Here is a 14,656-nt window from a genome sequence, read left to right as displayed (position 1 = left end):
GGGCACCAAATATAACTGAACGAATACCTGAATTATCTCATGAAGTGAGGCAATCTGACTTTGACCTCTAGGAGCAATTTTATTATGACCAGCTAGGACCAGCGGAGACAATAATTAAGACACCGTCTTGGATTGTCTTGCATGCAAGGCATAACGTTCAATGGCCTGTGCTCTGCTGCTCACTTCCAGCTTCACATAGATTTTACGCAAGTAATTGTCTATCGAGCGCCTACTCACATTGATCTCACTCGCTATTTTATCATAGGTTACCCCTTGAACAATTCTTTCCATAATAAAAGTTTCTGTCTCGGTTAGTTCAATTATACCTTCTTCAGACTGTGAATCGGCAGGTTGCCCCCAATCCTCACTGTTTAACCAAGACATGGGTATTGAAACGTAGCCTTCTCTTAGTCCGGAGATTAGATGAATCAATTGGCTCGGCGAAGCCTGTTTGGATAACATGCCGCTTGCACCGAGGCTCATCAGGTAACGAAACAACTTTACGTTATCTTCATCTGTCAGAATAATAATATGTGTCTCATTCGATAGCCCTTTGATTTGAGCGATGTACTGATCTGCCTGCCCTTCTGGCAAACGATAATCCATGAGAATCAAATCAGGCTTGTGCGCACTCACCAGTTCAAGACCCTCCGTTCCGGTCGAAGTCATACCACGTACCGTCAGATCCTGTTGCTCTTCCAAGATTAATTTTGTTCCCAGCATGCTGGTGGGGTGGATATCTACGATGACCACCTGCCATACTTTTTTCATTGTGGTTCCCCCTGTTATGTATTGGACAATTGACTTCTGTTTTCCATCTATATCCTTTATGCGACAGTCCGAGTATAGATGAAGCTAAGGTCGGATTATGTCGAATAAAAGGAAAATACAGGACTCAGCGCTCAAAAACTCTGTTTTCTGACTGTATTCTACTGTAGAAAAGGCAAGATGGGCCCCATTCCATGCATGAAATGATCAAAACCTAGTATAAAATTCCTGCATTTCTATCTAAAAAAGTCGAAAAACCTGCCCAAAGTTCCTACTTATTGCATCTATAAGAAATTGTATCCTAGGACTTCCTTCCGATGCAATCTCTTTTTGATCTATTATTTAAAGAATTTCATTTTTGCGTAATCAATAGCACCATGATAGAATGAGGATTGGAATTTTTTAATCTAATATATAGAACCAGGAGTGATGTTATGAAACCATCCGACCCGTCTTCTGACATCCATCACACCCGGAGCGCCAAAGGCAAGATCAGATCATCCGTTAAATGGTTTCTGGTCATGTGGATCGTTCTCATTGCACTAGGAGTCACTGGAACCTACTATTATAGTAATCACCTCCAGCAACAGATGATCAACCAGCTTCAGGTCCATACTGAGCATCAGATTGACGCATTGAAAAGCGATTATGAAAAGCAACTAACAACGATCTCTTCAGAAGTTGCAGCATTGCAAGGACAGGTTCAGTCCTTCAATGAACTGCTTACGTTCACCAAGGACAATGCAAGCAACAAAACAGACAACAGCAACAAATTGTATACGCAATTGAGCGAAGTGAAGAAACAACTGGAAGCTCTCCAGAAAAAGATGGACTTGCTCAAATGATTACACCCGTGAAACAGGTTAATCGTGTTTTTATGCTTTCACTCGCTCCTTTTATAGGATTGATCATATGTTTGTTGCTATTTCGTCCTGAATTAGAAGTAGGAGCTATCATGCCTACAAGCTTGCCAGAAGATCAGGTAACCTCTCAGACCCAAACAATCAGTAAGGAACTTGCGGGAGCAAAAGAGGCTGCTGTTCAAACTTCTTCTTCTATTAAAAGAACGACCCTGCTTTACAATAAAACGACCAGTACGATGTCTACCATTGTACAAAAGGCTAAAGTTCAAGCCGCCCGTCCGGAAACAATTTACAATAAGCGCATTACGTCCAAACTGGGCGTTCCTTTTGATCGTGTAGACAGCGATCGGATCACCATTGAACTCTATCGGGTAAACCCAGGCAGCTACAAGGGATATGCCATGAAGATCAAGCTGAAAGATCACAATGCGATGAAGATGGCCTTGAATAGTGAGCTAGGGCGATCAGAAACGACAATGCAGGCCGTGAAACGGAGCGGAGCGATTGCCGGGATTAATGCTGGCGGATTTGCTGACAGCGGCGGCAAGCGTTACCCCCTCAGCACTACCGTCATGGATGGGAAGTATATCAACGGTTTTCAGGCTAGCTTCAAAGACCTGTTCTTTGTCGGGCTAAACGATGATGGTAAACTGGTAGGAGGGAAGTTTTTCGATAAAAGCTCCCTGGATCGCCTACACCCGCAATTTGGAGCGACATTTGTACCTATCCTTATGAAAAATGGACAGAAAACGATTATTCCGGACAAATGGAAGGTGTCACCGAAGCGTGCTCCACGAACCGTCATTGGTAACTACAAAGATGATCAATTACTGATTATGGTTGTCGATGGTTATAACGAGAGCGGAAGTTCAGGTGCTACCCTCGAAGAGATGCAAGGTCGACTTCTTAAACTTGGCGTGGTGGACGCTTATAATCTCGATGGCGGTGGCTCCTCATCGCTAATTCTGAATAATCGAGTCATCAATAACCCTTCGGATGGCAATCTGAGACCTGTTCCTACCCACTTTTTATTTTACAAATGATGGGACAAGGCATTCCTTTTCTAACGAATATGGTTATAATAGAAGTAAATGAGCTTGTGCAGGAGGTGCGAAGTGTATGTCGTTTTCGCTGACATTCTGGATTATTGCAGTTGTATTAACACTATTCATCACAGGTATCCTCACTTCATCCTACAACCAAGACAAAACAAAAGGCCTGTAACTGTAGGGCCAAGTCTCTCTTCGGAGAGGCTTTTTTCATGTTTCTGCATACAGCAAAAGACAAGTTTTAAAAGGATGTTCTCTCCCTCCAAAGCTTGTCTCTTGCTATAACAATTGAATTCACCTAACAAACTCTCGGCGGTGACACGAAAAACTTGTTTAGTAACTGACTGCACGTTCGTTTGCATTCGGCATGTTCAACCTGACTTGAGCCGAATTCGGTCCGGTTACGGACTCCCCTTCCACCAACGTGACATATATGCGCTCGTGATCCACAGGTTCTCCAGCTATAATTTTAATTAACTGTTCAGCTGCAAGCGCCCCCCACTTTCGTTTCGAATAATCGATGCTTGCCAGTTTGGGCTGCACATAGTTGGTAAGCTCAATATGATCGAAGCCAATGACATCAATCTGATTGCCAATCTCGAGTTCACTACCCGCAAGACGATCACATAAACCTATAGCCATCTCATCATTAAGACAAAAGACAGCAGCCGGTCCGTTATACGTCCGTATAATGTGGTCTGCAGCTCGTTCCCCACCGCTTTTCTCGAAATCTCCCACGATTTCAATCCATTCCACATCCGCCTGACGCTCTGTAACCTGTCTTACAGCCTTCAACCTTTGTACAGAGTCAAACGAACCTTCAGGACCTGTAACCACGTAGATCTTTTTGTGCCCGTGTTCAATCAAATATTCCATCGCCAGTGTGGCCCCAGCCTTGTTATCGAGCAGTACCTGATTAATATTAGGATGTTTCAACTCACGGTCAAGCACTACAATTTTATGTCCTCGATCCGCATACTGCATAAGTTCCTCACTTGAGAACGTATGATCGAGAATAATGGCCCCGTCAATCATTCGCTCCGGCAACATCCGATGAGACTGTTTACCGCTACATACAATAAGATCATATCCCTGGGCATTACATATCGCCTTCATACCCGTTAACAAGTCTCCGTATACATCACCGCTGAAATCCGTGAGAAAAACACCTAGAATCCGTGACTCTCTCTTTTTCAAGGTTCTGGCAGCCGCGTTGGGAACATAGTTCAGCTCTTTGGCGATGACCAAAATTTTAGAACGGGTCTCATCGGTGACTTTATTGCTTCCATTCAGCGCGTACGATACGGTCGAGATGGAAACTCCCGCCTTTTTGGCGATATCCTTGATACTGACCATATTCTTCGCTCCTCTGTTATGTTGATCAGGCCTTTCCTAATGAAAGACCTGAACTTAAAATAAGAAGTAACAGACATCTCGTTACAGCATAAAACGATTCAGACAAGTCTGAATGTTTGGCTCTGTGTATCTCTGCTATTTGATCCAACCATCACACGAAACTCTCCACGATCACTGCGATAGCTGAGATCAGCATGATGATAACGCAATTGTTCTTTATTTAATGTAAACTTAGCCGTACCCGCTTCCCCCGGTGCAAGGGAAAGCTTCACATAATCTTTCAACTCACGCATCGGACGAACCACTTCGCCGCTTACATCCCGAACGTATAGTTGCACAGTCTCTACACCAGCATGATCCCCTGTATTGGTTACACGCACCTGAACCGTCAGAGAATCATTTGCAGTCATCTCCTGTCCCGACACTTCAACCTCTCCATAAGCAAATGTCGTATAGGAAAGACCGTATCCAAACGGGAACAACGGTTCATTCGGACTGTCAATATATTGGGAAACATAACGATTCTCGGTATTATCCGGGTTGATTGGGCGCCCTGTATTGAAATGGTTGTAATATACCGGGACTTGTCCAACCGATTGCGGGAAGGACATCGTAAGTCGAGCGGACGGATTCACTGCTCCTGTGAGAATATCCGCAATCGCTGCTCCTCCTTCACTCCCTGGGAACCAAGCTTCGAGTACAGCATCTGATTCGCTAATAAACCCGTTCAGATCAAGTGGACGTCCATTGAAAATGACACTGGCAATTGGTTTGCCTGCCGTTTTGAGCGCCTGTACCAATTGTAACTGCGCTGCCGGCAAACGAATATCTGTCCGCGAGCCGCCTTCTCCACTCATCTCGGAATCTTCACCCAGTGCAAGCACGATGATATCAGACTGACTTGCTGTTTCCAGCGCTGCGGCAATCTGCTCATCCGTGATAGTATGCACACCGCTGCCTTGAGCCACAAGAACCTTACCTTGTGGGAGGCGCTCCTGTAACGCTGTTCCCAGCTTCACCGCATCCGCTTTGACACCTTCACAAGACCACCAGCCGAGGATGTCTTCGCTTTGAGCGAAAGGTCCAATTAATGCAACTCTCGCATCAGGTTGTAGCGGAAGGGTCTGTCCGTCATTTTTGAGCAGCACCGCAGACTTCGCAGCAAGTTCTCGTGATACCTCACGATGTTCCTTGGAGAAAACGATCTCGCGCTCACGCTCCGGATCAGCAGCTCGGAACGGGTTATCGAACAGACCCAGCTTGTCTTTGAGCTGCAAAATACGCAAAACCGCTTCATCAACAAGGTGCTCTTGCACTTCACCCTTTTGAACCAGTTCAGGCAAATGGTTGACGTAACATGGCGTCATCATCTCCATATCTACACCCGCACGAATCGCACGGTATGCCGCCTCCCGGTCATCCTCGGCCGCACCATGGGCAATCATCTCACGAATGGAAGCCCAGTCCGAGATTAGCACGCCATCAAAGCCCCATTCTTCGCGCAAAATATTACGCATTAACTTCTCATTCCCGCTGGCTGGAATACCATCAACGGTATTGAATGAAGTCATGACCATCTCCACACCAGCATCCAGTGCCGCCTTATATGCTGGCAGATAATATTCACGGAGCTGACGCTCTGACATATCTACCGTATTGTAATCACGCCCACCCTCCGCTGCACCATACGCAGCAAAGTGTTTTACACAGGCTGCAAGACGATCCAGCTCATCCGTCAGGTTATCACCCTGATAACCACGTACAAAAGCAGCAGCAAATAAACTATTTAGATACGGGTCTTCACCCGTTGTTTCCATCACACGCCCCCAGCGCGGATCACGAACCAGATCGACCATCGGTGCAAAAGTGACATGCAAACCGGATACTGCGGATTCACGCGCCGCAATCTCGGCACTCTTCTCCGCAAGTTCCAGATCCCATGAGCAGCCAATGGCCAGCGGGATCGGGAAGATCGTTTTATAACCATGCACCACGTCTGCCATGAATAATAGCGGGATGCCGAGACGGCTTTTTTCCATATAAGCCCGTTGTACATCCATTATCGCTTGTGCACCGGATAAGCCAAGAATGGAGCCGCTCGCTCTAACGGATTGCTCTGTAATGCCCATCTCTTCCATCGGCCCTGTAATCTGTCCCTGCGTATCTGTTCCTTCATAGAAGTTGGCAGTCAGCTGTAACAGCTGTGCCACTTTCTCCTCCAACGTCATCTGATTCACTAAATCCATCAACTGCTGATTATTCACGTAACCATCCTCCACTACCTTTTAATTGAAAGAAAGAACCCGGCTGCGTTCGGGGAGAGACCGCGCACCGGGTTCAATCGGACGGAGAGACAGAACGCTCCTGTTATCTCCTTGTTGTTGTTCATTTCATTACGTTTATTTGAACTTTTCGTTCAATTCGTCCAGATAAGGCTGAACCAGAGACATTTTGCTATTAACCCACTCTTTCCAGTTAGCTTCCAAGTCTCCGCCTTTGAGGATCAAGTTCGCATATTCGTTTTGATAATCGAAAGATGCTTGGCTCTTCGCTTTGGAGTCGTACAGGTTAACATCCCAATCGTAAGGTGCAAGTGATTTACTTTCAGTACCAAGCTTTGCTTTCTCCTGGAACAATTCTACTGCTCTATCACGATAATCTTTTTTGATTGCAGGGTTTACTACACTGAAGTCATCGCCAAGAAGATAAAGTCCTTCAAAACGTGCAGGGTATTTGTCTTCCAAGACAGTTCCCTCTGGCAACAAGCTTACCAATTCTTTGTTCTCATCGTATTTCCAATCTTTGTTTTCAAAGCCCATGTTGATCAGCAATTGTCCTTCTTTGGTTGCGGAGTAATCGATCAAGTCCATGATACGTTCAAATTTCTCATCACTGATGTTCGGGTTAAAAATCAGAGCAGACCAGAAATTCGCTTGCTCCATGTTGCGGTATTTACCATCATCACCAAGAACGATCGCTGTGTGAACGAGATCATCACTGTTGACGCCAAGATTTTTTCTCATATCAGAATCCAGACCTTGTCTGTAAGAAGCAAGTCCACCAAGACTGGTTACTGCCGCAGTACCTTTTACTTTGAAGTTGTTTTGTCCTTCATTATTTTTCCAAGTGTAGAACTCTGGATTAAGCAGTCCATCCTTGTACGCTTTTTGCATCAATTTCAGACCCGTCAGCGTTTCTGGATCTGCAGGACCCCAATGGAACTGACCATCTTCACCTTTATAAAATGGAACATCTGTCATCGCATGCACACTGTTAGGCATGATGATGTTAGTCATTGCATCAGCAGCATTGTAAGACAATGGCACCAGTTTATTACCCACCTTACCTGGGTCCTTTTCTTTTACCAGTTCAGCAAACTGATTCAATTCGGAAGTTGTATACGCATCTTTCAGTTCAAACCCAACCGCCTTTGCCCAGTCTTTACGAAGAGCAATAACACCAATTTGGTTCGTCAGCGGGTCAGCCGGTTTGTTTTCGAAATAGATAGGTCTAGGAAGCACATACGTGCCGCCTGTCAGTTCTTCCAGCTTGTCACCCAGTCCTGTCAGCTTGTAAGCCGCAGCAACATTAGGCCATCTTTCTTTCCAATCATCCGGGAACTTATAGAACAAGCCTTGATCGATGTTGTTGATGGCATCGCCGTGTACATAATTCCATACGGCTACATCGGGCAGGTCACCAGAGTTAATCCAGAGACGAAGCTTCTCCCCCCATGAATCCCAGTCAATGTAGTTGTAATCCCATTTGATGTTAAACTTGTCTTCCCAGAATTTATGGAACTCATTGTCCATATTTCCGTTTTTCACTTCGGTCAGATTCGCTACAGAAATGGTCAGGTTATCTTTGTAATTTCCTTCCGCATCCTTTTCGTTGCCACCATCTGAGCCTTTGCTACTGTTAGAACAAGCGGATACTACCAGTACCATGAGACAGAGTGTGATCGCAAATAACGATTTGACTGACAACTTTTTGCCCTTTTTCATGCTTTTACCCCCATGTTTTTAGTCGAATTGCTGAAGCATTGAAATCTTATGTGTATATCAGGTCTTGATAGCCCCTGTTAATACCCCTTTGGCAAAGTGCTTTTGCAGCATTGGGAAGAAACACATAATAGGTACCATCGTGACAAATACCGCTGCCATTTTCATCCCCATGGAGAAACCGCTCAGCTTTACTGCATCCACACTAGATGCGTTGGATGCATTCGTTGTAGAAGTTACAATGATGTTCCTTAACACGTTCTGCAATGGTAACTGATCCGCTTTTCGCAGGAAGATCATCGCATCATACCAGCTGTTCCAGTAAGCTACACCGTAGAAGAGCGTGATAGTTGCCATAATAGGCGTGGCCAGTGGAAGCACCACGGAGAAAAGAATTCTCCACTCCCCTGCACCATCAAGTCTCGCGGATTCCATCAGCGATTCAGGCAAGGTATAGAAGTAGTTCATCATCAGAATCATGTTAAAGGCACTGAAGCTTCCTGCGAGAATGACAGACCATAACGTGCCTGTCAGATGCAGTGATTTCATAATCAGATACAGAGGAACGACCCCCCCGTTAAAGATCATGGTGAACAGTACCAGGAAAAAGAGAAACTTTTTAAATGGGAAATTACTGCGGCTCAGTCCGTAAGCCATGCTTGTTGTCAGGAACAAGCTCAGCGGTAAACCAATAATTAGCAAGATCAATGTATTTTTGTAACCCGACAGGATTCTTCCGTCAGCGAACAGTGCTTTATATGAATCCAGCGTGAACTCTTTCGGGAACATCAGGAACGGATTATCAGCATACTCTTTTTGGGTTGCAAATGAGATCATAATGACATTCCAGAACGGAATCAGAATCATCAGTGCAAGTACCAGTAAAACGGCGAATATCAAGTAATCCAGAAAGGTCATTCGTTCGGTGCCAATCTTAGGTTTTCTTCCAGCTTTGCTCATCTCACTTCTCCTCCTCTCTTATCGGAATAAACCGTCTCCACCAAGCCACTTGGCAAATCTGTCGGCCAGAAGCAGCAGCGCCATATTCACCAGGGAACGGAACAAGCTGACCGCTGTCGAGAATGAAAAGTCGGTTGATGACTGGAACGTAATCCGATAGATATATACATCGAGTACTTCAGATACATTTTTCGTCGCGGCATTCGCCAAGTTGAAAATCTGGTCGAAACCGGAGGACATCAATCCGCCCACCGACAAAATAAACATAACCATGATCGTTGGCATGATGTTTGGCAACGTAATACGAAACATCTGTTGCATCCGGGATGCTCCATCGATCTGTGCAGATTCATATTGATCCTGATCGATACCGGAGATTGCTGCTAGGAAGATAATTGCGCCCCAGCCGCTCGATTTCCAGATGTCAGTCAGCAACAACATCGGAACAAAGTTGGATTCCGAACCCAAGAAATTAATCGTCGGCAAACCAAGTAATCCAAGTGCACTGTTTACAAGTCCGTCATAGGCAAGCACGTTAATGACTACACCGGATACGATGATCCAGGACAGGAAGTGCGGAAATGTCAGGACGGTCTGGAACCACTTCTTCCCTCTGCGCATCCGCAACTCATTCAACAGCAGTGCCAGAATAATCGGAAACGGGAACTGAATAATCAGCTTCAAAATGTTAATGTAAAGCGTCCGCCATACGGCATCAATAAAGGTCGGATCGCGGAAGACGTATTTGAAGTTTTCAAATCCGCTCCACGGACTTCCCCAGATTCCAAGGTTAGCCTTGTAGTCTTTGAACGCCAGTGACAGGCCGCCCATCGGCATATAGGCAAACAGGATCAACCAGACCATCCCTGGAATAAGCAGGGTATACGTCATTCGGTGTTTCCAGATTTCAGTCCAAAGGGACTTACCTCTCAGGTTTGCCTTCAGCTTTTTGTTAGGTCCTTCGGCTGCAGGTTTCAATTTGCATCTCCTCACTCTACTATGGTGTTGTCGTTGTAAAGAAAATCAAACATCGTTTTCAGATGCTGTTCCCAAAATCGCCATTCATGCGTGCCAGGTGTTTCTACATACCGAAAATCAAATGCAGTTCCCTGCATATACTCGGCGTAGTCCCGATTCATGTCCACGAAAGGATCATGGTCCCCGCAACAACTCAATATCTTCGGCAAGGCTCCTCCCTGCTCCAGCAGTCTGGCTGACAATGCGTAAATATCCTGATCAGCCTTTACCTGTAACCGTTCCCCAAAAACCGCTTTCATTTCCTTGATCATACCTTCGGGCATATGGGGATCACGAAGCCGCGCCTGAATATTCGTTACACCGGATAAAGACACCACTTTGCTGTACTGCTCAGGATAGGTCAACCCACATTTCAACGCTCCATATCCGCCCATGGACAAACCGGCAACATAAGTTTTGGCTGGGTCGGAATTCAGCTTCAGTAGCCTTTCACATAGTTCAGGCAGTTCCTTCGTGATGTAGTGGAAGTAATTCAGGCCGTATTCCATATCCGTGTAATAACTGCGATTGGCTTCAGGCATGATGACGGTGCAACCATACTGGGCTGCATACATCTCAATGGTGGTCAGACGTTGCCAGGTACTCGCATTGTCTCCTGCCCCGTGAAGCAGATATAGTGTACCGCCTGAAGTCTCTCCGGAGTCACTGGATACCACGTGTATGCTTGTATTCATGCATAATGTGGGCGATCCGGTTTCGATCGTAATATGCGCCATTGATCGTAACCCCTTTCATCTTTGTTGCTTTTAACTGCGGTTTGCTTTTTCTCTTTCTTTGCTTGCTGTTACTTCCCCCAACATGCTCACCTTTACCGGCTTTGGTTATCGAAACGATTCTCTCGAATCGTTTCAAAAACAATCAACATTGATTTACTTGGAGTTTAAATATCAACATTTTACTTGGAAGCGATTTCTTCGAATCGTTTCGAATAAATCATAATCCCGTTGACTAAACCCTGTCAATAACCTTTTTACAATTTTCGCGTTTTTTTATCAAAAAAGTGACCTGATTGTTCCAATTTTGATTCAAAAGGCACTTTTATAACGAGTATTTTCGGATTTAATCATTCATTATTACACTGGAATTGACATCAAACCGAGAATATACTAACATGAGTTCTAATTTTGCAATCAGATTACGGAAACGTTTCACCAGACTGAATTCATTCAGGTAAACGCTTGGAACTGGAGGGTTATCATGGCAGAACAACTTAAAGGATTTATTGACACAATCACAGAAGAGAAGCTTGTTGTGCACTCTGTGCGTGTACTACAAAATGGGCGACTTCTGGATGAATGGCATTCGGACGGAGATCGCAGGCGTGTGCAACATTCTGTAAGTAAATCCTTTACCTGCATGGCGGTTGGACTTGCCGTTGAAGAAGGACTTATTCAGTTGGATGACACTTTGGGCGATTACTTCCCTTATGACCAAGCACAGCGCCCCCCCTCACAACTGCCCTCTCCGCGAGAGCTCACATTGAGGGATCTGCTTCGCATGTCATCAGGTCACGATGACCCACCCCTCTGGGCTGACGAACGAGCTTCTTTAGAGGAAAAGGACTGGGTCAAACACTACATGTCTCTATCATTGGATCGAATGCCAGGAGAACATTTTACTTACAGTAGTGGTGATACGTTTATGATCTCGGCCATGTTGCAAGAGGCTATTGGTCTGACAGTAAAGGATTACCTCATTCCACGTCTTTTTGAACCACTAGGCATGGTTGATATCCAATGGGAGACTTCTCCACTCGGAGTTACCTTGGGATGTGCGGGCCTTTGGCTGAGTAATGAAGAACTAAGCCGATTTGGACAGTTTCTACTTCAGGAAGGTCGCTGGAACGGTAAACAACTGGTTCCAGCAGATTGGATCAGAGTCGTTACACGTAAACAGATCGAAACGAATGGCGATGGAGATTGGGGAAAAGGCTATGGCTATCAGTTCTGGATGTGTTCGCATGACGCTTACCGAGCAGATGGAGCTTATGGTCAATTCTGCATTGTCCTGCCTTCCAAAGAGGCTGTCATCAGTATCAACAGTGAAGAGGAGAATATGCAAGGCATCCTGAACGCTGTATGGGATCAGATTTTGCCAGCGCTAAATCAGTCGAACTAAGGATGATTTATTAGTTTACATAGACACTGGGTGCAAGAACGAGCTTCCAAGTCGCTGTGTCATCTTATACAACGTTAAACATTAAAAAAACAAAAACACCATGGAGTTTGTATGCTCCATAGTGTTTTTTGCTTGCTTTTATGAAAGCTGAGTCATTTCTTCTAAGCATTGTGCGCATATGTAACGCTCTTTAAAGTCATTGACATCTTCCATTGATCCGCAGAAAATACATTTCGGACGGTATCTTTCCAAGATAATGTGATCCCCTTGAACTAAAATTTCTACAGGATCTCCTTCATTCATTTGATACCTTTTGCGCAAAGATTTAGGCAATACGATCCTACCCAATTGGTCAACTTTGCGAACTACTCCAGCTGGCTTCATAGCTACGGCACACCTCTCCTATCTTACTCTGAATTTCTAGGTACATTAGTACTATATCTATAGATTCGCCAAAATTTTGTCGAATCCTGCTGGAAATAAACATTTTTTGTCCTTTTTTTTGAAAAATGTTTTTTTAGCGAATTCTAACCGTCTTTTCGGATACCATTCACTAATCCAGTCCTGGGAAATTTAGCTGACGCAGTGCTTCATATACAATAATTGCTGCTGAATTGGAAAGGTTTAATGAGCGAACATCACCACTCATCGGCATCTTCATGCAAGTTTCTGGATTAGCAGCAATTAATTCAGGTGGGAGTCCTTTCGTTTCTTTACCAAACACAAGAAAATCTCCATCCTGAAATTCGAAATCGGAATACCGGTTTTTCGCTTTCGTTGTTGCGTAGAAAAACCGTCCGTTCGGATACTTCTGCTGAACCTCGTCAAAAGAATCATGATATTCAATATGAACGGCATGCCAGTAGTCCAGCCCGGCACGTTTTAAAGTTGCATCATCTGTCCGAAATCCTAAAGGACGCACGAGATGTAAGTGGGTGCCAGTCGCGGCACAAGTCCGCGAGATATTGCCCGTGTTAGCCGGAATCTCTGGTTCAACCAGAACGATGTGTAAAGCCATATGTGTTTAATCTCCTTTTATTTCATTTTCATGTACACAACAATCCTCTAATTTTAAAGAAAAGCCCTCCACACGTCAATGTGGAAGGCTTTGCCACAACAGTAGGATAGTTCATCGAAGCTTCACTACTGCCATATTTGGTCATACGTTCGTTTCTCAGGGATTATCCGTTCGCCTGTTGGAAGTGGTTCATAAAGTCGGTAAGGGCCTTAACACTCTCATATGGAGCCGCGTTATAGATCGAAGCACGAAGTCCTCCTACACTGCGATGCCCCTTCAGACCTACAAAACCTTCTTGCTCCGAAGCTTTAATGAATTTCTTCTCCAGTTCCTCAGATGCGAGTCTGAACGTCACATTCATCAACGAGCGGTCTTCTGCTGCAACGCAACCACGATAGAAATCCCCTGAGGAATCAATTGTATTGTAGAGCAGCTCCGCTTTCTTGATATTTTTTTGTTCCACACCAGCCAGACCGCCTTGTTCCTCGATCCATTTTAACACTTCGTTCACCATATATACCGAGAAGGATGGCGGCGTATTATACAGGGAATTGTTATCTACATGCGTGCTGTAACGGAACATGGTTGGAATGGTTTTCGGAGATTCACTCACCAATTCCTCGCGTGCAATAACAACGGTAATTCCCGAAGGACCGAGGTTCTTCTGTGCACCTGCATAGATCATGCCAAACTGATTCAGATCAAACGGTTTGCAGAAAATATCACTGGACATATCTGCGATGAGCGGTACCGATCCGGTATCAGGGAAAGCCTTGAATTGTGTACCTTCAATTGTCTCATTTGAAGTTACATGCACATAAGCCGTACGTTCAGGCAAACTCAGATTCGAAACATCCGGTAATTTCATAAATTTATCGGATTCTGAAGAAGCTACGATCTGTGTCTCACCAATTAACTTCGCTTCAGACAGAGCCTTTTTGGCCCAGCTGCCTGTCATGATGTAACTAGCTGTCTGACCCGCCCCAAGCAGGTTCATAGGCAACATCGCGAATTGTGTGCTTGCACCGCCTTGCAAGAAAAGAACTTTATACCCTTTCGGATTGCCTAGCAACGACAGCAATCGCTCCTGAGCTTCATTATGTACAGACTCGTACACGGCCCCACGGTGAGACATCTCCATAATCGACATGCCTGTATTACGAAAATCTACAAATTCCGCCTGAGCACGCTCCAATACTTCTAGTGGCAACGCTGCTGGTCCTGCATTAAAGTTATACGCTCTCTTTGTCACAAAATCCCCCGCCCTTTCCATCCTTAACTGACATATGAAGTAAATATTATCGCTATGATATCAGTATTCCCTGAACGCTTCAAGGGGAATATGCACTGAAAACTCGTTAAAAGCCATCAAATTCCTTTATCACCCTAAAAAGTTAAAGCGCTATACTGTTTGTTTCAAGGAAAAGCCTCCGAGAAGCATCCCGGAGGCTTTGATTTGGAACAATTTCGGTTCTGACTCCAACC

13 protein-coding genes are annotated in these 14,656 nt (G+C 44.9%); 3 read left to right on the top strand and 10 right to left on the bottom strand.

What is annotated here, in order from left to right; all coding sequences use genetic code 11:
* Nucleotides 1-114: 114 nt before the first annotated feature.
* Nucleotides 115-771 (bottom strand): response regulator transcription factor, encoded by a 657-nt coding sequence (locus tag ACT89M_RS09240; RefSeq protein ID WP_090919949.1) that lies wholly within the window; start codon nucleotides 769-771, stop codon nucleotides 115-117.
* A gap of 431 nt (nucleotides 772-1,202) precedes the next feature.
* Between ACT89M_RS09240 and ACT89M_RS09235 the strand changes: the two genes are divergently transcribed.
* Nucleotides 1,203-1,613, top strand: a complete 411-nt coding sequence (locus tag ACT89M_RS09235; protein WP_154886832.1) for a hypothetical protein — start codon at nucleotides 1,203-1,205, stop codon at nucleotides 1,611-1,613.
* Nucleotides 1,610-2,674, top strand: a complete 1,065-nt coding sequence (locus tag ACT89M_RS09230; protein ID WP_154886834.1) for a phosphodiester glycosidase family protein — start codon at nucleotides 1,610-1,612, stop codon at nucleotides 2,672-2,674. The genes ACT89M_RS09235 and ACT89M_RS09230 overlap by 4 nt, the downstream gene beginning before the upstream one ends.
* Before the next feature lie 339 nt (nucleotides 2,675-3,013).
* Here ACT89M_RS09230 and ACT89M_RS09225 read toward each other — a convergent pair whose 3' ends face one another.
* The 6 genes from ACT89M_RS09225 to ACT89M_RS09200 form a co-directional block, all read right to left on the bottom strand.
* Nucleotides 3,014-4,036: a LacI family DNA-binding transcriptional regulator gene (locus ACT89M_RS09225; protein WP_154886836.1), complete on the bottom strand. Its 1,023-nt coding sequence runs from the start codon at nucleotides 4,034-4,036 to the stop codon at nucleotides 3,014-3,016.
* A gap of 98 nt (nucleotides 4,037-4,134) precedes the next feature.
* Nucleotides 4,135-6,300, bottom strand: a complete 2,166-nt coding sequence (gene bglX, locus ACT89M_RS09220; protein WP_154886838.1) for a beta-glucosidase BglX — start codon at nucleotides 6,298-6,300, stop codon at nucleotides 4,135-4,137.
* Between the two features lie 135 nt (nucleotides 6,301-6,435).
* Nucleotides 6,436-8,040 carry a type 2 periplasmic-binding domain-containing protein gene (locus tag ACT89M_RS09215; protein WP_154886840.1) on the bottom strand — a complete coding sequence of 535 codons (1,605 nt, stop codon included), beginning with the start codon at nucleotides 8,038-8,040 and terminating at the stop codon, nucleotides 6,436-6,438.
* Between the two features lie 57 nt (nucleotides 8,041-8,097).
* Nucleotides 8,098-8,997, bottom strand: a complete 900-nt coding sequence (locus tag ACT89M_RS09210) for a carbohydrate ABC transporter permease (RefSeq protein ID WP_154886842.1) — start codon at nucleotides 8,995-8,997, stop codon at nucleotides 8,098-8,100.
* 18 nt (nucleotides 8,998-9,015) lie between these two features.
* Nucleotides 9,016-9,975, bottom strand: coding sequence for an ABC transporter permease (locus ACT89M_RS09205; RefSeq protein ID WP_154886844.1), 960 nt, complete (start codon nucleotides 9,973-9,975; stop codon nucleotides 9,016-9,018).
* Nucleotides 9,976-9,986: 11 nt separating this feature from the next.
* Nucleotides 9,987-10,751 carry an alpha/beta hydrolase gene (locus tag ACT89M_RS09200; protein WP_154886846.1) on the bottom strand — a complete coding sequence of 255 codons (765 nt, stop codon included), beginning with the start codon at nucleotides 10,749-10,751 and terminating at the stop codon, nucleotides 9,987-9,989.
* A gap of 481 nt (nucleotides 10,752-11,232) precedes the next feature.
* On the opposite strand from ACT89M_RS09200, the gene ACT89M_RS09195 reads away from it, so the two are divergent.
* Entirely contained in the window at nucleotides 11,233-12,153 is a 921-nt protein-coding gene (locus ACT89M_RS09195) for a serine hydrolase domain-containing protein (RefSeq protein WP_308722131.1), read from the top strand.
* A 138-nt stretch (nucleotides 12,154-12,291) separates the two neighbouring features.
* On the opposite strand, the gene ACT89M_RS09190 is transcribed toward ACT89M_RS09195, so the two are convergent.
* The 3 genes from ACT89M_RS09190 to serC all read right to left on the bottom strand — a co-directional run bounded on the left by ACT89M_RS09190 (nucleotide 12,292) and on the right by serC (nucleotide 14,444).
* On the bottom strand, nucleotides 12,292-12,537 hold the full coding sequence (locus ACT89M_RS09190) for an AbrB/MazE/SpoVT family DNA-binding domain-containing protein (RefSeq protein ID WP_090919903.1): 246 nt from the start codon (nucleotides 12,535-12,537) through the stop codon (nucleotides 12,292-12,294).
* A gap of 169 nt (nucleotides 12,538-12,706) precedes the next feature.
* On the bottom strand, nucleotides 12,707-13,171 hold the full coding sequence (gene trmL / locus ACT89M_RS09185) for a tRNA (uridine(34)/cytosine(34)/5-carboxymethylaminomethyluridine(34)-2'-O)-methyltransferase TrmL (RefSeq protein ID WP_090919901.1): 465 nt from the start codon (nucleotides 13,169-13,171) through the stop codon (nucleotides 12,707-12,709).
* A 163-nt stretch (nucleotides 13,172-13,334) separates the two neighbouring features.
* Nucleotides 13,335-14,444: a 3-phosphoserine/phosphohydroxythreonine transaminase gene (gene serC, locus ACT89M_RS09180; RefSeq protein ID WP_186809565.1), complete on the bottom strand. Its 1,110-nt coding sequence runs from the start codon at nucleotides 14,442-14,444 to the stop codon at nucleotides 13,335-13,337.
* Between the last annotated feature and the right edge of the window lie 212 nt (nucleotides 14,445-14,656).

The organism is Paenibacillus sp. NN59, assembly GCF_057597225.1.
The sequence above is the reverse complement of the archived record's forward strand: the minus strand, read 5'-3'. Positions and strand labels throughout refer to the sequence as shown.

Excerpts from the sequence above, each read along its gene's own strand:
- ACT89M_RS09195 (WP_308722131.1), top strand. The coding sequence starts at position 11,233 with ATGGCAGAACAACTTAAAGGATTTATTGACACAATCACAGAAGAGAAG.
- ACT89M_RS09190 (WP_090919903.1), bottom strand. The coding sequence starts at position 12,537 with ATGAAGCCAGCTGGAGTAGTTCGCAAAGTTGACCAATTGGGTAGGATC.
- serC (WP_186809565.1), bottom strand. The coding sequence starts at position 14,444 with ATGGAAAGGGCGGGGGATTTTGTGACAAAGAGAGCGTATAACTTTAAT.
- ACT89M_RS09235 (WP_154886832.1), top strand. The coding sequence starts at position 1,203 with ATGAAACCATCCGACCCGTCTTCTGACATCCATCACACCCGGAGCGCC.
- ACT89M_RS09225 (WP_154886836.1), bottom strand. The coding sequence starts at position 4,036 with ATGGTCAGTATCAAGGATATCGCCAAAAAGGCGGGAGTTTCCATCTCG.
- trmL (WP_090919901.1), bottom strand. The coding sequence starts at position 13,171 with ATGGCTTTACACATCGTTCTGGTTGAACCAGAGATTCCGGCTAACACG.
- ACT89M_RS09230 (WP_154886834.1), top strand. The coding sequence starts at position 1,610 with ATGATTACACCCGTGAAACAGGTTAATCGTGTTTTTATGCTTTCACTC.
- ACT89M_RS09200 (WP_154886846.1), bottom strand. The coding sequence starts at position 10,751 with ATGGCGCATATTACGATCGAAACCGGATCGCCCACATTATGCATGAAT.
- ACT89M_RS09215 (WP_154886840.1), bottom strand. The coding sequence starts at position 8,040 with ATGAAAAAGGGCAAAAAGTTGTCAGTCAAATCGTTATTTGCGATCACA.
- ACT89M_RS09210 (WP_154886842.1), bottom strand. The coding sequence starts at position 8,997 with ATGAGCAAAGCTGGAAGAAAACCTAAGATTGGCACCGAACGAATGACC.
- ACT89M_RS09240 (WP_090919949.1), bottom strand. The coding sequence starts at position 771 with ATGAAAAAAGTATGGCAGGTGGTCATCGTAGATATCCACCCCACCAGC.